Source organism: Vibrio penaeicida (assembly GCF_002933855.1).
Lineage (GTDB): Bacteria > Pseudomonadota > Gammaproteobacteria > Enterobacterales > Vibrionaceae > Vibrio > Vibrio penaeicida_A.
Genome location: NZ_BFAQ01000013.1, coordinates 161,186 through 178,326, shown reverse-complemented (window position 1 = coordinate 178,326; position 17,141 = coordinate 161,186). Strand labels below are relative to the sequence as shown.

Annotated in this window: 16 protein-coding genes; 9 read left to right on the top strand and 7 right to left on the bottom strand. The window is 42.0% G+C overall.

Annotation, left to right across the window (positions count from 1 at the left end; all coding sequences use genetic code 11):
* Positions 1 to 2 precede the first annotated feature (2 nt).
* From VPNCDNU1_RS07510 to rmf, 4 genes are all read left to right on the top strand, one after another.
* The gene (locus VPNCDNU1_RS07510; RefSeq protein WP_104399801.1) at positions 3 to 254 is read left to right on the top strand and encodes a glutaredoxin family protein; all 252 of its coding nucleotides are present in this window, start codon (positions 3 to 5) and stop codon (positions 252 to 254) included.
* Positions 232 to 2,163 carry an ABC transporter ATP-binding protein gene (locus VPNCDNU1_RS07505; protein WP_104399800.1) on the top strand — a complete coding sequence of 644 codons (1,932 nt, stop codon included), beginning with the start codon at positions 232 to 234 and terminating at the stop codon, positions 2,161 to 2,163. The genes VPNCDNU1_RS07510 and VPNCDNU1_RS07505 overlap by 23 nt, the downstream gene beginning before the upstream one ends.
* 9 nt (positions 2,164 to 2,172) lie before the next feature.
* Positions 2,173 to 3,996, top strand: a complete 1,824-nt coding sequence (locus tag VPNCDNU1_RS07500) for a DUF3466 family protein (protein WP_104399799.1) — start codon at positions 2,173 to 2,175, stop codon at positions 3,994 to 3,996.
* 164 nt (positions 3,997 to 4,160) lie between these two features.
* Entirely contained in the window at positions 4,161 to 4,334 is a 174-nt protein-coding gene (gene rmf / locus VPNCDNU1_RS07495) for a ribosome modulation factor (RefSeq protein ID WP_004409177.1), read from the top strand.
* A 142-nt stretch (positions 4,335 to 4,476) separates the two neighbouring features.
* Here rmf and fabA read toward each other — a convergent pair whose 3' ends face one another.
* Both fabA and VPNCDNU1_RS07485 read right to left on the bottom strand, forming a co-directional pair.
* Positions 4,477 to 4,995 carry a bifunctional 3-hydroxydecanoyl-ACP dehydratase/trans-2-decenoyl-ACP isomerase gene (gene fabA, locus VPNCDNU1_RS07490; protein ID WP_104399798.1) on the bottom strand — a complete coding sequence of 173 codons (519 nt, stop codon included), beginning with the start codon at positions 4,993 to 4,995 and terminating at the stop codon, positions 4,477 to 4,479.
* A gap of 64 nt (positions 4,996 to 5,059) precedes the next feature.
* Positions 5,060 to 6,721 (bottom strand): AAA family ATPase, encoded by a 1,662-nt coding sequence (locus VPNCDNU1_RS07485; protein ID WP_104399797.1) that lies wholly within the window; start codon positions 6,719 to 6,721, stop codon positions 5,060 to 5,062.
* A gap of 165 nt (positions 6,722 to 6,886) precedes the next feature.
* Between VPNCDNU1_RS07485 and matP the strand changes: the two genes are divergently transcribed.
* The 5 genes from matP (at position 6,887) to VPNCDNU1_RS07460 (ending at position 10,921) form a co-directional block, all read left to right on the top strand.
* Positions 6,887 to 7,336 (top strand): macrodomain Ter protein MatP, encoded by a 450-nt coding sequence (matP, locus tag VPNCDNU1_RS07480; protein ID WP_104399796.1) that lies wholly within the window; start codon positions 6,887 to 6,889, stop codon positions 7,334 to 7,336.
* Positions 7,337 to 7,352: 16 nt separating this feature from the next.
* Positions 7,353 to 7,664, top strand: a complete 312-nt coding sequence (locus VPNCDNU1_RS07475) for a DUF3634 family protein (protein ID WP_104399795.1) — start codon at positions 7,353 to 7,355, stop codon at positions 7,662 to 7,664.
* A gap of 176 nt (positions 7,665 to 7,840) precedes the next feature.
* Positions 7,841 to 8,155: a hypothetical protein gene (locus VPNCDNU1_RS07470; RefSeq protein ID WP_104399794.1), complete on the top strand. Its 315-nt coding sequence runs from the start codon at positions 7,841 to 7,843 to the stop codon at positions 8,153 to 8,155.
* Between the two features lie 484 nt (positions 8,156 to 8,639).
* Positions 8,640 to 9,968 (top strand): sphingomyelin phosphodiesterase, encoded by a 1,329-nt coding sequence (locus tag VPNCDNU1_RS07465; protein ID WP_104399793.1) that lies wholly within the window; start codon positions 8,640 to 8,642, stop codon positions 9,966 to 9,968.
* Positions 9,968 to 10,921 carry a hypothetical protein gene (locus VPNCDNU1_RS07460; protein WP_104399792.1) on the top strand — a complete coding sequence of 318 codons (954 nt, stop codon included), beginning with the start codon at positions 9,968 to 9,970 and terminating at the stop codon, positions 10,919 to 10,921. The genes VPNCDNU1_RS07465 and VPNCDNU1_RS07460 overlap by 1 nt, the downstream gene beginning before the upstream one ends.
* Before the next feature lie 73 nt (positions 10,922 to 10,994).
* On the opposite strand, the gene VPNCDNU1_RS07455 is transcribed toward VPNCDNU1_RS07460, so the two are convergent.
* The 5 genes from VPNCDNU1_RS07455 to VPNCDNU1_RS07435 form a co-directional block, all read right to left on the bottom strand.
* Positions 10,995 to 13,943 carry an AMP-binding protein gene (locus VPNCDNU1_RS07455; protein WP_104399791.1) on the bottom strand — a complete coding sequence of 983 codons (2,949 nt, stop codon included), beginning with the start codon at positions 13,941 to 13,943 and terminating at the stop codon, positions 10,995 to 10,997.
* A 253-nt stretch (positions 13,944 to 14,196) separates the two neighbouring features.
* Positions 14,197 to 14,733 carry a hypothetical protein gene (locus VPNCDNU1_RS07450; protein WP_104399790.1) on the bottom strand — a complete coding sequence of 179 codons (537 nt, stop codon included), beginning with the start codon at positions 14,731 to 14,733 and terminating at the stop codon, positions 14,197 to 14,199.
* Positions 14,734 to 14,896: 163 nt separating this feature from the next.
* Positions 14,897 to 15,439, bottom strand: a complete 543-nt coding sequence (locus tag VPNCDNU1_RS07445; RefSeq protein ID WP_104399789.1) for a DUF2726 domain-containing protein — start codon at positions 15,437 to 15,439, stop codon at positions 14,897 to 14,899.
* 413 nt (positions 15,440 to 15,852) lie between these two features.
* Positions 15,853 to 16,215 (bottom strand): helix-turn-helix domain-containing protein, encoded by a 363-nt coding sequence (locus tag VPNCDNU1_RS07440; RefSeq protein ID WP_167404748.1) that lies wholly within the window; start codon positions 16,213 to 16,215, stop codon positions 15,853 to 15,855.
* A 282-nt stretch (positions 16,216 to 16,497) separates the two neighbouring features.
* Positions 16,498 to 17,133: a GIN domain-containing protein gene (locus VPNCDNU1_RS07435; RefSeq protein WP_104399787.1), complete on the bottom strand. Its 636-nt coding sequence runs from the start codon at positions 17,131 to 17,133 to the stop codon at positions 16,498 to 16,500.
* Positions 17,134 to 17,141: the final 8 nt, after the last annotated feature.

The following is a 17,141-nucleotide window of genomic DNA, read 5'->3' as shown; positions in this document are numbered from 1 at the left end:
GTGTGTTAACACTCTACAGTACTGAAGGATGCCATCTATGTGAGATGGCATATGGCTTATTAGGGCAGGCTGGCGTGATTGATCATGTCAAAGTCGTTGATATTGCTTTTGACGACAACCTATTTCAACGTTACGGGGTCACTATTCCGGTTGTTTCAATAGTAGGTTCAGAGCCTTCAGAACTGGGGTGGCCTTTCGATTTACAAGAATTACAACAATGGTTAGAAGAACATGGCATTAATTACCATTCATAATGGGCAACTTGCGTTTGGCGATCACCCATTACTTGATCACGCAGATTTCGCGCTTCAGGAAAATGAACGCGTTTGTTTAGTCGGGCGCAACGGTGCCGGCAAGTCAACACTTATGAAAGTGTTGGCTAGCGAAATAATCATGGACGACGGCAAGATGCAAGTTACGCAAGACGTTGTTGTTTCGCGTTTAGAGCAAGATCCGCCGCGTAATGAGTCAGGCACCGTTTTTGATTATGTTTCTGAAGGTCTGGCTGGGGCAGGTGAGCAACTTAAGATCTATCAAGATCTGCTCGATCTCGTTGCTGTCGACCCAAGTGAAAAGAATATAAATAAGCTCGCTACGGTACAAGAGCAACTCGAGCATACAGGTGCTTGGCGTTTTGAAGATAGAATTAAGAATGTTTTAGGTGCGCTGAGCCTTGATGGACATACACTACTTTCAGATTTATCTGGTGGCTGGCAAAGAAAAGCCGCGCTAGCTAGAGCGCTTGTGTGTGAGCCTGACGTTTTGTTATTGGATGAGCCGACTAACCACCTAGACGTTACAACTATTGAATGGTTAGAAGGTTTCCTGAAGGATTTTCGTGGCTCTATTATTTTCATCTCACACGACCGTACGTTCATAAAATCCATGGCAACGCGAATTGTGGATTTGGATCGTGGTCAGTTATCCAGTTTCCCAGGTGATTACGAAAATTACTTGGTTGAAAAAGAAGAAATGCTTCGCGTTGAAGAGATGCAAAATGCGGAATTCGATAAAAAGCTTGCTCAGGAAGAAGTTTGGATCCGTCAAGGCATTAAAGCTAGGCGTACTCGTAACGAAGGACGAGTTCGAGCGTTAAAAGCGTTGCGTCAAGAGAGAAGCGACCGCCGTGAAGTGCAGGGCAAAGCGAATATTCAGATTGATGAGGCGTCGCGCTCAGGGAAGATCGTGTTTGAAGCTAAAGGTGTTAACTTTGGCTTCGAAGGAAATACAATCGTTGATGACTTCACCTTTAACATTATGCGTGGTGACCGAATCGCGCTGATTGGTCCAAACGGATGCGGTAAAAGTACCGTGTTAAAGTTGCTTTTAGGAACGCTTGAACCGGATTCTGGCAAACTTCATTGTGGTACCAAGCTCGAAGTGGCGTACTTCGATCAGTATCGTGAGATTCTAGATCCAGAGAAATCCGTTATTGATAACCTTGCAGATGGTAAGCAAGAGGTGATGGTAGGTGGTCGTCAGCGTCACGCGTTAAGCTATCTTCAAGATTTCCTTTTTGCTCCTAAGCGAGCTCGTACTCCTGTTAAAGCGTTATCTGGTGGTGAGAAGAATCGCCTTTTATTGGCGCGTATTTTTCTTCGTCCCAACAATTTATTAGTTCTCGATGAACCAACGAACGATTTGGATATCGAAACTCTGGAACTTTTGGAAGAATTACTTGCCAACTATCAGGGTACTTTGCTGTTAGTTAGCCACGATAGAGAATTTGTTGACAATACCGTTATGACCAGCTGGATTTTTGAAGGTAATGGTCAGATAGAAGAATTTGTTGGCGGCTATCATGACGCTCAGCAACAGAGAGCGCAATCTCGGTCTTTAAGAGCCACTACGAAACCAACGGATGTTGGCGCTCAGCTTAAAGATGAAAAACAGGTTGAGGAAAGTCCCAAAAATTCAGCAGCCCGCGCTAAGCCTAAGAAGTTATCGTATAAGCTACAGCGAGAGCTAGAGACCTTGCCGCAACGCTTAGAGGACTTAGAGCAAACGATTGAAGATTTTCAAGCGCAGGTGAATGATCCGGAATTTTTCTCAAGACCGGTAGATGCTACACAATCTGTATTGGATAAGTTGTCCGCTGCGGAACAGGAATTAGAAATTGCCTTTGAGCGCTGGGAAGAGCTTGAAGCGATGCAACAGGAATAAGAAATAACTATGAGTCGTAATAGAGTATTTAAACTTTCGGCATTAACGTCACTAATCATAGGTGCAACGTCTGCTCATGCAGCGTTATACAATATTGAAGTTGTTAGTAGTTCAGAGAATGAGAACTTTGGTTCCGCTATCAGCGAATCCACAGGTGTGACTAACTGCTTTGCAGAAGCATGTGTGAGCAACAGTAGTAACCCTATTGTTGCCTCTCGTGGGCGTATTGGCGAAGCAGGTCAATGGATCAACGATGAAATGGATTTTCTTTTTGATAACCGCTTCCGCTTTGTTGATCAAACAGGTAATCGAGACGAATATCGTAGATATTGTGATTACAACTTACGCTACAACACTTGTGATGCATGGGCCGACCGATTTTTCTATGGCACGAATGGTTCTGGTGGCGCCCAGCGCGTCTTGAACTCGTTTACGTGGTCTACGCCGTTCTCTGCGGATAACAACAACACGAAAGCATTTTTATCGAGCGGTTCGCTGATTTCTGAAGTATCGGGCAATATTTCGGGTACGAACGAAGTGGTGGTGAACAGCTTTGATGGTGCTACGGCTATTGGTAACTCAAGCAGTGGGTACCTTCATACAGGGTCTAGCAATTACGCTCGTCAGTATAAAAGCCGAGGTTTTTATGGTTCTACTGTACTAGAACCTATCGTGACTTCTCAGCCACTCGATACAATGGGTGTGACTCGCGCGTTTGACTCGTTTGAATATAATGGTAAGACCTACGTAGTAGGTTCGTCTGCGTTCTCAATTTATGGTGATGAATCAGATTGCAAGACTGTGTCTGACCCTCATACGCGATCTCAATGTCAGAATCTTCGTTTCAATAATCAAGCGGTGATGTGGGATGTTACCAATACTGCTTCGGTGAGCGTAACGAAAGTAACAGATACGTCTAGTGGGACTCAGTCAAGTCAAGCCAGTGTTAGAGCTGCCACCCTTAACCCCAATAACTCGAATGAACCCGTGTTAGTCGGTTACTACAACCGCAAAAATTCTTCAGACATGCTTCCTGAAGCTGCGATATTTTTGCCAACATTCGATTCTGGTGAAATTGATGGTTGGACAACGAAAGCAATCAGTGGAACGACATTGAATCCGGATGGATACATCTACCATAGTTCGGTAGCGACAGACATTAACCAAAACATGTTGGTTATAGGCTCCACTAAACGTGGTAACTACGATTACAAGCGCAGCCGTACTGATGTTCCAGTAGAAGAAGGTTCGTTAAATAATCGTTTATGGCTTGCGAATGCTTCTGCTTCTAACCCAACTGCCACTTATTTGACCGGAGGCATCTTCTTTGCGGGCTCTGGTGGTGATATGCGCGCAGTGAACGACTTTAATGAAATTGTTGGTCGTATTGACGCTGAAAACGTTCGTGAAGTGGATGGTAAACTTAGAAGAAAGCGTGCTTTCATTTACCCATACAATGTTGGAAGCATAGCGGGTAACCGCGGCAGCATTTTCCAAAACAAAGCTTGGTGGCTTGATGATCTTACTAACGATGGATCGGTTTCAGGTCATAACAACCAGTTTAGGATCATCGATGCAAATGACATCAACAATGCTGGCATCATTTCTGCTTCTGCAATGATGTGTGCTGGTGGCTATAAAACAACGAGCCACAATGCTTCGTGTAGCGGTACGGAAAAGCTTGTTTCTGTTAAACTTACTCCAGTAAACGGCGCAACAGCATCGAATATTCAGCAACGTTCTGCCGACAAAGATCCTGTAGAACGTAAAGGTGCAGGGCTAGGGATCCTCTTGTTAGGAGTCCTATCACTAATTAGTTTCCGCCGTAAATAGAAATATTGTTAATACTGGGCATGGGTTCACAAAAATGGATCCGTGCCTTTTTTGTGCCTTGAGGATCACGGTCGATTGTACAATTCTTAATAGCGGAGTCATAAAAACTCCACGCAACAGTAATAGTAGTAAGATAACGATTTACATTGTATGAGGACTGTACTATGAAGAGACAGAAGCGTGATCGCCTTGAAAGAGCTCAATCTCAGGGATATAAAGCGGGTCTGAACGGTCGATCTCAGGAGGCTTGCCCCTATCAGCAGATGGACGCGAAATCGTATTGGCTAGGCGGTTGGCGTGATGCCAGAGATGACAAGCAAGCTGGTCTCTATAAATAAATTTATCCACCCATACACATTACTCTTTACAGACCCCACATATTGGGGTCTTTTTAATAGCTTTTAATGCACTATAACTAAATCTTTTGAACAAAAAAATACAGTGGGGTAACCACTGTATTCGTCATTCTAAACTTCGATCTTAGAAAGAAGAAGTGTCTTGGAAAAGACCTACTTTCAAATCTTTCGCTACGTAGATTTCTTTTCCGTCTACTAGAACTCGACCGTCTGCCAAGCCCATTACCAGTCTGCGGTTTACAACACGCTTCATGTCGATTTGGTAAGTTACTTTTTTTGCTGTTGGAAGAATTTGACCTGTGAACTTCACTTCGCCAACCCCAAGAGCGCGACCTTTACCTTCACCGCCAACCCAGCCTAGGTAGAAGCCAACTAGCTGCCACATAGCATCGAGACCAAGACAACCTGGCATAACAGGGTCGCCAGGGAAGTGGCAGTCAAAGAACCAGAGATCCGGAGTAATATCTAGCTCTGCTTCAATACGTCCTTTCCCATACTCGCCTTCGGTTTCAGACATCTTGGTGATGCGATCCATCATTAGCATGTTCGGTGCAGGGAGTTGAGGACCATTAGGACCAAAAAGCTCGCCGCGACTGGAAGCTAGAAGTTCTTCGCGATTATACGATTCACGTTTATTTTGCATTATTTATTACTCCAAAAATACGTAGGGGCATCTTAGTGAACAGGTGTACGCCAAACAAGTCGGATCAGTTATGGTCGAACCACTGTTTTATTCGATCAATCAAACGATTACCTTGCTCTGGCTTATCAAAATTATCTAATCTTTCAATGATCTTCGCCAATATTGTGTTTTCACCATCACCTCTGAATTCCTTACCAGTCAGTAATGGTAGGGCTTGATCAACAGATTCAACGGTCCAAATATGGAATTTCTTCTCTTTAATCGCTTCGACAACCTCGTCTTTTAACACAAGGTGCTTAAGGTTTGTAAGGGGTAATATAACGCCTTGACCGCCACTCAGACCTTGATGAGCACATACGTTAAAGAAGCCCTCAATTTTTTCATTCAACCCGCCTACAGCCTGCACACGACCAAATTGGTCAACCGCACCAGTAACCGCGATTTGCTGATTTATTGGTACCTCTGAAAGAGCACTCAAGAAGGAGCATAATTGCGCTAACGAAGCGCTGTCTCCGTCTGTTTCACAGTAGGATTGCTCAAAAACAATCGATGCTGAATACGGCAACGGTTCTTCTCGATCCAGCACTCTACTTACAAACGCCTGCATAATCATCATACCTTTGGCATGAATGTTACCAGCTAAGTCGGCTTTACGTTCAACATCTGAAATGTCACCGTCGCCAAAATGCATGACACATGAAATACGCGCTGGCTCACCGTAAGATATAGGATGACCTGTAACATCAACAACAGTTAGCCCGTTGACCTGTCCAATTTGCTCGCCTTCGGTTTCAATAACGACCTGACCATCAAGAATGTCTTCAAGTGCGCGTTTCGGCAAATAAGATTCGGAAAAATATCTTGATGCCAAGGCCGCTTTAATATGATCACCTTCAATGATATTGGATCCCGATTCGATAGCAGCTTCGCTAATAAGGCCATTGTGCCAAATTGGACTTAGCGGGAAAAATTGTTGGTCTTCACAGTCGCGTGCACCAGCTCGGAGTAACTCTTGGATACCAGAGGTGCTTAGAGGCGGTAAAGAATAGTAGGACATCAAGTATTTTACGTAGCCCAGGTACTTTTCAACGGACCCGTTATCAATACGGCAATCGGATTCTAATTCTGAAAACATGCAGAAATCGCTCCCCATATCAACGTCCATATAATCCAAGTCGCCCATTTGTGTTCTGTCGCCTAGGACAATGAGTTTGACGTCAACAATTCGATGTGGGGTTTCATTCGATAGTTGCTTGGGAGAAGTAGGAAGTAAACTAAAAGCTTCTCCCAATAGAGCCGATTTCAATTTGAGCCAACTAGACGGGTTAGCTAGAAGAAGATTCGCAGAAACTAACAGGTAGCCACCATTTGCTTGATGTAGTAAACCTTCTCTTAAGCGAGAAATTTCTCCGTTTGAAGACTCAAAAGAACCAAAAATGTCTCGTGGATCAACCGTTTCTGTTTTGACGACTGGCTTGTTATCGAAATCTTCTGACTGCTGCAATTCTTGAAACGAGTGGAGCATTATTTGGCGATAAATCGCGTTGTCTGGGCCATTAACTAGAAGGACGCGAGTTAAGTTGCTAAGTTTATCGAAGCGGGCTAAAGCAGAAGAGAAGCGAGGTTGCATTGTTAAGAAAGAGTGTGAGTCTAATGTCTCGAACTGTTTGAACAGCGATTTGTAATCGTCGTATTGAGGGGTGACTTTCTGCCAAGTTTGCTGCATTTTCTGCTTTTCATAAATTTTAAAAGAGCCAAAGTATATAAAAATTCCCCAGTTCGAGATACAGAAGATTACCAATTCGAATCAATAAAGTGTGATCGCCTGATGATTGTAATTTATAAGGAACTGGGTTACGCTGTAACACTGGTTTAAATTAAGGACAGGTTCATGAAATATCAACAGCTTGATAACCTTGAATGTGGTTGGAAGTGGCAGTATCTCATCAAAAAATGGAAAGATGGTGAAGCGATCACGAAACACCTTGATTCCAGTGAGGCAGATCAAGCCGTTGAGCAGCTAAAACGGATAGAACATGAACCGACATTTGTGCTGGAATGGATCGATAGGCACATGTCTCCTGAGCTTGACAATAAGATGAAGCAGGCAATACGAGCCAAGCGAAAGCGCCATTTTAATGCAGAACAAGTTCATACCAAAAAGAAGTCCATTGATCTGGATTACCGTGTTTGGGAAAAGCTGTCTGGGCGTGCAAATGAATTAGGCTGTACGCTGTCTGATGCGATTGAATATTTGCTCAGTGAAGCTTCTCGTAGTGAGAAAGCAAGCAAAACAGTAAATAGCCTTAAAGAAGACTTAAGTAAACTATTGTCAGATTAAAACCAAGGAGATAAACATGTTGTGGCTTTTATTGGTCGCTGCCATTGCTATATTTTGGTTAATTGGAGTTGATCGCCCGAAGCTCAAAGCTGAGTTTAGAGATGGTGAGTTGGCTACATTTAAAGGGCATTTCCCCGCTGGTTTTAAACACAACTGCCTTGAAATTGGTCACAAGACCCCATTTTCTGGTGTTGTTAAAGTATACTCAACACGTAATGGTGCAAGGCTCACTTTTAGCAAAAGCATACCGAGTAAAGTTCAGCAACGAATCAGAAACGTATTTCCTCATCAGGGCTTTAAAAACGACTCGTCAAAAAAATCTGCGTAAGCTTGGCAAACCTCATCACCCATGAACCAAGTCATTTTGGCTTGGTTCAAAACCTTCACCGCAATTCTGCAACTTCATAAAATACAGTTAGATATAGGCCGTAAAAGCCGTTCTTATTATTAGGTCAATAACGATATTCAGCGTTAATTTCCTTCCGATGTGTAAAGGGGAGAGTTATGAACCTGAGAATATTGTTGCTAATAAGTTGCCTTGTTACACCTGCTTATGCAGATGATTCACAAACCAATAAAGTAGCCGCGAAAATCAAAGCAAAAATAGAAAGGGCAATACGGAAACATAAAAAGCCATTGCAAGGTTATTGCAACTATATGATTGAAATGGAACACAAAGGCAAATACGCCTACATCAAAAGAGTCCGACATGCAGGAGATAAAAAGATTTGCAAAGTTGGGAGCCGTGGCATTAAGAAAGGGATACGTTTTAAATACCGTGTTCCGGAAAAACTGATCAGGATCCACGTTTCAGAGTGATATGTATGTGCCTCTTCCTTCAGTATAAAATCACCAGTCTAATGCACTATAACTAAATGTTGGTGTCTTTATAAATTAACAAATTTCTACTTAACTAACATATGGCTATTCATCGGTGTAGTTTCTATCTAACCATTTCTTTTTCCTACAAATAGCAAAAAGGAGCCTTAAAAAAGGCTCCTTAACCCCAGCGCAGCAAGCAAAGGTGTGAGGTCGAGGTAATGATGCAATCGATTACATTTGTTTGTAAATCATTATTAACCAATCTTAGATATTGATCTCACTAAAATTTATGGGTTTCATCAAGTTACAGCCATGAGATCTTACTGTGATATATATCACTGAAATATATGCATAATAATGCAGGCACTGATAATAGATTATGATTTTCCCCACAAATAAATATATTTGTAATTAATTTATAAAACAAACGTAACGTATTTACTCTAATTTTCATTTTGCTCTCCAAAAACAAGGAAATAAAATGAGAAACACACAGTGGAAACTACTTGGTGCTATAGCGCTTATTTCGACAAGTTCACTCGCGGATACAGATGTTTACCTTACTAACAATTCAGATAAACCTTTAACTATACAAGTTAAGCATACGGGGTCAGACCTTCTGCAACATGGGAGTGAATGGTTTCAACATATTCAAGAGCTTAAACCTTGGGAAACGAAATCAGTAATGAGCTTTAATCGTTGGGAAGGTGTTAAGGCTGGTCATACTTATGAGTTTGAAACCGTTGCTTCGAATCCAAACGGGGAAAGCATTCGCTTACATCAAAAAATGAACGGATATTGGTACAACTCCGCTATGACATATGGCGTTAGTTCATCTGATATTGAGCTTAATTTAAAAGATGATAGGAGAGTGCACCGTTATCAATCTCAAGTTTTTGGTCAGCGAGAGGTAGAACTGGCTTTCAAATCTGACGCAACGAGGCGCTATGATGATCTCTACTACACAATTACGCCAAAAAAACAAAGCGAATCGCTGGATTCAACTCCAACGACGCTGAAAGTGATGACTTATAATGTTTGGGCATTACCTGCGATTGCTTCGCATATTGGTGATCGACTAGACATCATCCCTGAGTATGTGAAAGGTTACGATGTGCTAGCACTTCAGGAAGTCTTTTCAAATGGTAGAAATGGTTTTCTTAGAGCATTAGCGAAAGAGTACCCATACCAGACCAAAATGTTGGATAAAAGTGGCTTTAATATACACGATGGTGGTGTGATTATTGTTAGCCGATACCCGATTGTTAATCAGGCACAATATGTTTTCCCAGATTGCAGTGGCACAGATTGCTTTGCGGATAAAGGCGTGAATTATGCTGAGGTCATAAAAAACGGTCAGGCGTATCATGTCTTTGCGACTCATACGGCGTCATTTGACACGAATACTGCTCGCGAATATCGCCAGAAACAATTCCGACAGATGCGTGAGATGGCGCAGTCTCTGAACATCCCAACGAGTGAAGCTGTGATTTACAGTGGCGACTTTAACGTTAATAAAAGGAAGTTTCCTGGTGATTATCAACAGATGATCGCAAACCTAAATGCAATTGAGCCCACTTATTCGGGTTACACGGAATCGACATTTGATCCGCGCATAAACAATTTTGCAGGCGAGGCACTTTCTGGCGGCGAAAATGTGGAGTACTTAGATTACATCATGGTAAGCGCTGAATATGCCGTGAAAAACCAAAATAGTAATCGTGTTGACGTGCCAAGAAGCACCGATGAGAGATTATGGAAGCATTATAACTTATCCGATCACTTCCCAGTTTCGGCTGTAATCAAGTGATGACAAAGGTCTTGTCCTTTCTTGTGCCCGTTGTACTCGCGGGCGCTACTTACCTTAGCTTGTCTTCCAATACGGCTAACGAGCAAACGGCAGGCATAGCACCGAGCAGCAAGGTTTTATCTAACACTACCGAGCAGCAATCAAAGGCTCAAGAGGTTAGAGATCGAGCCAGAATCGTGGCAGATGACCTGAAAAGCATGCCAGAGACAAAGGAGAATCGTTTCGATGATTTAAAAGGAGCGCTCTTGTATTCAGCACTGGAAAGGTTTTGGGAAAAATGCCGAGCTATTGGGGATTGCACAAGCCAATTGGATAAAGCTTTACTTAATATGGATGAGCGATGGTACCAATTGTTATCCCGTTTTCCTTCTCTCAGTGATGAGTGGAGTCTTCAACAAGCTAATATACCGTTGGAGAATGCTGGAAACTTAAAAGAACGTATACAACTTTTTAAAGAGGTTGCGCATCAAGTATGGGGTGATATGGCGAGTGTCATACTTTCAGAACAATTCACACTGTTGGATTTTCGTTTAGCAAGTGAGGAAATAACACATGTGGAGCCAGAAATGTTCTTTGAGGCTTATCAATCACTCATTTCACAATGGAACACCAGTGTTCAGGGCTTAAACGTATCAACAAATGCAGAACAATATGAATATGGTCTATCGCTGATCCCAAGTCATTATAGCCATGAGAATCAGCGTGATATTAGAAAAATGTTGCGGTTACATCACTTAGAAAGTGAAGATATTCGTGAGTTAGAGGCGCGAGAAAACCAAGTTAACGCGCAGGAAAAAGAAGTCAACGACTATCAGTTGGAACTCCGTAAGTTAAAAAGTCGATTAGCCGACCAACGAACACGAGAGAAATCGCATTTAAATGAACGCGAGTGGGAATCGTATTACCACCAGCAAGTAACCGAATTTAGACAAAAATTTTTCAGTGTTAAATAACCCTATATTCAATTTAAAAAGACGATGCTTGAGCCATCGTCTTTTTTTATTTGTTTTTCTTATCAGGACTTTTTTAGGAAACAGTGATGTGGGGCGCTAAACATCGAATAAGATCTTTCATATCCTGATCTTCTCTGACAATCGAGTAGTGGTCGCCCTTCAGCTGTTGTACTTCCATCTTGTTTAGGTAGGGAACCCAAGTTTGGGGGTTAGGGTACCAGGCCATAGGGTTCTCAATGCTTGGCTGCGCATGTAAGTAAAGAATTTTGCCTTTAATACTTAAAGGAGCTGGCACGTATCCATGGACTGCCTCTTTTGTTGTGTTTTCCATTGCCAATAATCGAGAGAAATAATCGCTGGTTAGAGCAGCAGGAAAAACGCCTTTTGTTTGCCCTTTATTCACGATGTAGTTGAGCCTATCTATTTCGTTACTAAGGTTACGCAGTTTTTGGGCAGGTATATCTAATTTAAAGGCGTATTTGAAGAAAAGGTGCAGTGTTTCGACGGAGTCTTCTTGCTCTGGTTCATACATAACGCCATTGAGCGCATTACGAAGTTGATCTTTTTCGTTGTGAGCGACCTTTCCTTGCTGCAGGGCAAGCTTAAATAAGTGCTCGAATTGCGCTTCTGAGTCTGCGTGCTCTCTTAGTTGCTTTGCAGAAACATCCAAACCGTACATTTGCTTAAAAAAGGTCGCGAGCCCTTGCGCAATATCCGAATTTTCTTGTAAGTGATATCCATTAGGCAGGTCTACAAGTGCAAGCATTGCAACCTTCCTATTGGATTGTTCTATGAGGCGGGCAATTTCTATGGAAATGGGGGCTCCAGCACAATATCCCATAATGAAGACGTCTCCGTGAGGTTGCTGCTTCATAATGAGGTTGGCGTAACGCTGTGCGTATTCGAGTACGGAAAACTGGACGATTTCTTCGCCAGCCTCGGCACCAGGTGCGCGTAACCCATAAACATTCAGAGTATCTGGTAGTAAAGGCATCATTTTTTGATACACCTGAACATGACCATCTCCAGGGTGCACCAAGAACAAATGTTTATTGTGGTCCGACGATTTCATCTCAATCAAAGAATTGATTTCAGAAGGAGGCAGTAAAGTTTCTGATTGAGGGCAGCTTATGGCACTTTCAACGGCTACGGATAGGTTTAAGAGCGTGTCGTTGTGCATTAATGAGTCTGATTTTATTTGGATACCAAACTCTCTATTCACTTCTGACAACATCGACAATAATTGTAGTGATGTCCCGCTTAAATCCGTAAAGCTATGCTCAAGATAAATGGAGTCGCTCATCGAAAGGATATGCTGCCAAATACTAGCGATACCTAATTGAGTCACCGTTTGAGGTAATGTTTGCGGAGCCTGAATGCGTTTAGAATCCTGAGCATTTGATTGGATTGAAACCGTATCTAATTTTCCTCCTACTTTGATTGGGAAACGTTCCAGCCAAGCATAACGTTTTGGAAGCATATAAGAGGGGAGCTGGTTAGTTAAATATCGGCTGATTTCGCAAGCGATGTTGTCGGCATCTTGCGGTGTTTCTGCAGTATGGTACGCCGTTAAAGAAATCGGAGTGCCTTGAGAATTCCTCTCTACATCTATGTATATATCGATGTTGCGAGCTTTAAAGAGAACGACGCATGCTTCTTTTAATTGGTTAGCCACTTCGTCTGTTACAACAAGCTGTCCAGCGAGCTTGATTTGATTATCCTGACGACCCACAAAGATCAGTTCGTTTTCGTTTGAAATTTCGACAATGTCACCCGTTCGGTAAAAGCACTCGATGTTATCGGTGATAGGGTCTGGGATATACAGGTATCGGCTCTGATTGTTTTTCTGATCTTTATAAACGTTTTGAAGGCGGTTACTGACCAGTAGTTCACCTTTTTCGCCCGCTTCACATAATTGCCAGGTATGTGTTAAATCACACTGCCTCATAACACGAACATCAACGCCACGAACGGGCTTGCCTAGTGTTGTAGGCATTATTTCTGTTGATACTCCTGAATCAAATAGCACGGAGCTCATTACCCAAATACCGGCTTCAGATGGACCATATCCATTTACTACACGAGATACGCCAGCCTTTGCAAGCCGGGGAGGGAGGTCATCACTAAAAGCTTCTCCAACCAGCATAACAGTGTTCAAAGGCTCAAAAATGCGTGAAGGATTGCCTTCGTGTGTTTGCAGTAAATGGCTGATATGCGAAGGCGTAATGGTCATGTGTGACACTCGCTGTTCCTCTATGAACTCAACAAACCCTTGATGGCAAAACATCGTTTGTTCGTCTACCAATACTAAGCATGCTCCATTTCCTAAGGAAATCGCCAGCTCGTGTACCACCGCATCAAAATTACGTCGAGCAAGTTGTATTAGACGGCTTTCAGGGCATAGGTGGAGCTCTTCGCTTGCAGAGCGCGTTAGGTTAGAAAGTGGAAGCATTGGCATTGCTATCACTTTTGGCTCACCCGTTGTCCCTGAACTGCAGAATACACAAGCACTGTTACGTGATCCTACTGTCACAATACTTGTTTTAGCGGTATTATCGATTTGGTGTTGATGCACGCTCAGTACCAGCGTTTCAAACTCTTCAATATCATGAGATAGATGAGCATTATCTTCGTCAAGAAGGACGAGATCAGGCGCAATTTTTCTCAAACGTTTGTTATTCACTTCGACACCAAGCTTCGGTTCAACGAAATGAATGGCAGCCCCCAATTTTAGAACCGCCAAAAACGCAGTTGCGACTTCGACATTCACCCGAGAAAAGCACACAGCGACAATTTGACCCGTGTGACCAGCAGGCAATCGACCAAGCGCATCGCGTAAGTAGTTTGCAAGTTGATTAGCTTTACTGTCCAACTCTTGATAACTAAAAGAGTCGCCGGAAGGGTTTAAAATAGCTTGATGGTTTGGAAACTGACGAGTAATCAGTTCGAACTGTTGTAACCATGGCAGAGCCACATGACCACTTTTGGCAGAGAGTTTTTGGTGATGAATTGAAGCATCCATATCTGAATCGGTTCCATTGATAACAGGCGAATAAAAATGCTCCTCAAAGACACCCTTGTGCTTAAATTATTTACTCTTAAGTCAGCAAGGTAAAACAGTCTTAACCCTTATGCATCAAGGGGAGAGGTAGCCAAATAAAAATTGCCCGTAACCTAACAAAACATTGTGAATTGTTTTACCGATTAATATTCTCTTAACCAGAATATAGCACCAATTTTAAACTAATTTGAAACCACCATATAAGTCAATTACATCAATCTCTTATATTTGGTTTAATGGTAATACTATCAATGTTAATTTTATTATTACTTGTAGAAGAATGAGGCACGAAATTGACATAAACATAATTAAGATTCGACTGAAATCCAGTAGACGAAATACGTACATTTTTAATTCTGGAATCAATTTTTGAGACCACTTTTGTATCATTAATATGCAAATCAAAAATGGGGTTGTTTTCGTTTTTCGCAATTCGAATGTCAATGGTATTCATTTTGTCCGGCAAAACGCCCATTACGGTATTAAAATTCCCCGCGGCCTCCCAATAGCTATTGGACTGCATTTCTTCCCAGCTATCTAATGCGGAGATGAAACCAGAATATGAATCGCCACGTTTCGCTTTAATGCGATCAAATTTGTGCTGCTCGACATAATGAACAGTGATGGTCCCGACAGAGTAAATTTTGTCACCACTTCGAATCAAAGAGCCTCCGGAGTGCAGAATTTTTGTGTCCGCAGCTACCCACATTGAAACGAAGCTTGTTATTAATGTTAACGCTATACTTTTCATGCCAATACTCCAAAAAGTTTGATGGTATTATTACAAGCGAAAGGGCTGGGAACAGTTAGATGGTTAAATAGAACAGATAGGGTGTTTAGTGATTAAGGTTAAGCTTAGGTAGCAACCCAACACTCAAAAGTAAGGTCTAGACGGTTTCTAGACCTTTTTTGTTTTATACCGGTAAAGCGCTAGCAGCGACAGGGGGAGTAAAGGGCACATCAAAAAGCTCTGCAATCTCTTGTAGCTTGTAACTTGATTGAACAGGAACCCGTATAAGTTTGATACCAGCACTTTCGCAAGCATGTTCAACCAGTTCGTCACGTTTAATGCGAGACACTTTTTGATGTGAGGCGTCGTCTAGTTCAACTGTAAATAGAATCTCCAGCGTCTTTGGGCAACACAATACGTAGTCGAAATGTTTCGCACTGATCTGGTTAAAAGCAATGCGCCATTCCTTCTTGTTATATAAGCCTTTCTTTGGAGAAATGACATCAGCGATACGAACTTTGCTAAACACACGGTATTTGCTACCAATAGCATTATCAAGTGCATGAAAGAAGGAGAGTTCTGCTTTTGTTGTAAGGTACTTTCTAGGTTGATACTGATACTTATTTGTTGATTTAGAAGCGCCTTTTCGGTTTTTACCAGCGGCGAGCTTAAAAGATAAAACGATAATAAATAAAAAAACCAGAAGAGTTAGTTGGAGTATTGTCATAAACCTAGCCTGAATAGTTGTTTTGACTCACGATTATGAAATGCCTTTATATAGAGAGAAAGAATCATTAATTTGGAATGAGATAAGGTTCAAACGAATTTGAGCTTATTGAGAAGGGTTTTAATAGACAAAATTATCAGAGACCTTACTGATGACCAGTTAGCGCTAAGGGTAACTACTTTTAGCTTAACTTAAGAGTGCAGGGGATATAGGGTATACAACAGAGGGCATCTCATTAACATCTTAATTCTTTTTCATAGATATGATCATGTTCTTATTTAGAATGAGCACGCTTTCAACGTCTGAGTATTCTTGGGACTGAGACCTTCAAACCAATCATGATGTGAACCATCAATTTGGATTAGTTCGCCAAGACAATCCCGGCGCTGACGGGGTTGATAAATTCTAGATTGTCACTGAGTGTGTGGCACCCAAAGACCATCAGCAATCATCCATTGCCTAAGTGTCTCTAAAGATACACACAACTTATGGTTTCCTAATAACTTTTCATGTGCCAAGCTAGGACCAAAGTCGTGGTATAAGCGGCGTATAATGGATAAAGCTCTAACGCGTACGTTTTCATCAATACGGTTTGAAGAAGGTTTGCCACGATTACCGTGTGCTAATGCTGACGGCCCATGTCGCCGATAAGCAGTGATTAAGCGTTGAAGCTGACGATAACTAAGAGAAAGCATGTCGGCTGCATCTTTGCGTCTTAATCGTTTTTCGCTGGCGTCACGGACAATGGCTAAGCGATCTAGTTCGAGTCTGTTCATGGTGATAAACATCCAAATACCTCCAAGCAAACATAGGACAGATTCACTTGGAAATATTAGGACATTATCGCTTTGGGTTTACAGTTTCGGTGCGTATTATGTATATTATGTTAAATGGTGTGTGAGTCTACGTAAGTACTGTGCTTCTTGCTTTGTCCTAGCCCACCAAAACTCGAGCTATTTAACCATAATCCTATTTACCATAAAATAGCTAATAATCATTACTTTAATCAAAGATTAAGGCATGATTATTAGCGTTACGTTAAGTTGGTATTTCGCAACTTAGTTAATTGTCGAAATGGATCCTGTTCCATTAAAAGACACATCTAGTTGCTTTGGTGTGCCTATGTACTCGATGCGCCCTGAACCATTTACTTCAGCACTTAATTCTTCGGATGAGTTAATTTTCACCGACCCTGAACCATTGAGCCATACCTTTCCTTTTTGGGATTCTAAAGTCGACGAATCCACATTAGCTTCACCATCTGCCGTGACATTAAAATATTCAACTTTTCCAGAAATGACGGATTTGGCGGAGCCATAACTTGCAAGGCTGAATTCTTTCGTTACTAACTCACTAATATTTGCTTGCTGGTTTCCGTTTAGGATCACTTTACTGATGGATCCATTGGCTAAGTTAAAGCTATAGCCTTTTCTGATGGAGACATTTCTTTTTGTGTCTATTTCTAAGATACCATCCGAGCATTTGTATTTGAGGTATCCCAGCTCTTTGCTTGTACCCTGGACGCTGCCCGACGGTTGTCCTTGCGCGATCAGTTTAATTTTTGAAGGTGCATTAACAACAAGTTTTGTGTAGTTACAGTTAGGGATTTCAGCACGAACAAGATCTGTATTTGCGAATGCTTGATGGCTACTTGTTAAGGCTAGTGCCATATAACTGATATGTAACGCTTTCATTAGTATCT

Coding starts and splice junctions, on each gene's coding strand:
- VPNCDNU1_RS07505 (WP_104399800.1), top strand. CDS start 232: ATGGCATTAATTACCATTCATAATGGGCAACTTGCGTTTGGCGATCAC.
- VPNCDNU1_RS07500 (WP_104399799.1), top strand. CDS start 2,173: ATGAGTCGTAATAGAGTATTTAAACTTTCGGCATTAACGTCACTAATC.
- rmf (WP_004409177.1), top strand. CDS start 4,161: ATGAAGAGACAGAAGCGTGATCGCCTTGAAAGAGCTCAATCTCAGGGA.
- fabA (WP_104399798.1), bottom strand. CDS start 4,995: ATGCAAAATAAACGTGAATCGTATAATCGCGAAGAACTTCTAGCTTCC.
- VPNCDNU1_RS07485 (WP_104399797.1), bottom strand. CDS start 6,721: ATGCAGCAAACTTGGCAGAAAGTCACCCCTCAATACGACGATTACAAA.
- matP (WP_104399796.1), top strand. CDS start 6,887: ATGAAATATCAACAGCTTGATAACCTTGAATGTGGTTGGAAGTGGCAG.
- VPNCDNU1_RS07475 (WP_104399795.1), top strand. CDS start 7,353: ATGTTGTGGCTTTTATTGGTCGCTGCCATTGCTATATTTTGGTTAATT.
- VPNCDNU1_RS07470 (WP_104399794.1), top strand. CDS start 7,841: ATGAACCTGAGAATATTGTTGCTAATAAGTTGCCTTGTTACACCTGCT.
- VPNCDNU1_RS07465 (WP_104399793.1), top strand. CDS start 8,640: ATGAGAAACACACAGTGGAAACTACTTGGTGCTATAGCGCTTATTTCG.
- VPNCDNU1_RS07460 (WP_104399792.1), top strand. CDS start 9,968: ATGACAAAGGTCTTGTCCTTTCTTGTGCCCGTTGTACTCGCGGGCGCT.
- VPNCDNU1_RS07455 (WP_104399791.1), bottom strand. CDS start 13,943: ATGGATGCTTCAATTCATCACCAAAAACTCTCTGCCAAAAGTGGTCAT.
- VPNCDNU1_RS07450 (WP_104399790.1), bottom strand. CDS start 14,733: ATGAAAAGTATAGCGTTAACATTAATAACAAGCTTCGTTTCAATGTGG.
- VPNCDNU1_RS07445 (WP_104399789.1), bottom strand. CDS start 15,439: ATGACAATACTCCAACTAACTCTTCTGGTTTTTTTATTTATTATCGTT.
- VPNCDNU1_RS07440 (WP_167404748.1), bottom strand. CDS start 16,215: ATGAACAGACTCGAACTAGATCGCTTAGCCATTGTCCGTGACGCCAGC.
- VPNCDNU1_RS07435 (WP_104399787.1), bottom strand. CDS start 17,133: ATGAAAGCGTTACATATCAGTTATATGGCACTAGCCTTAACAAGTAGC.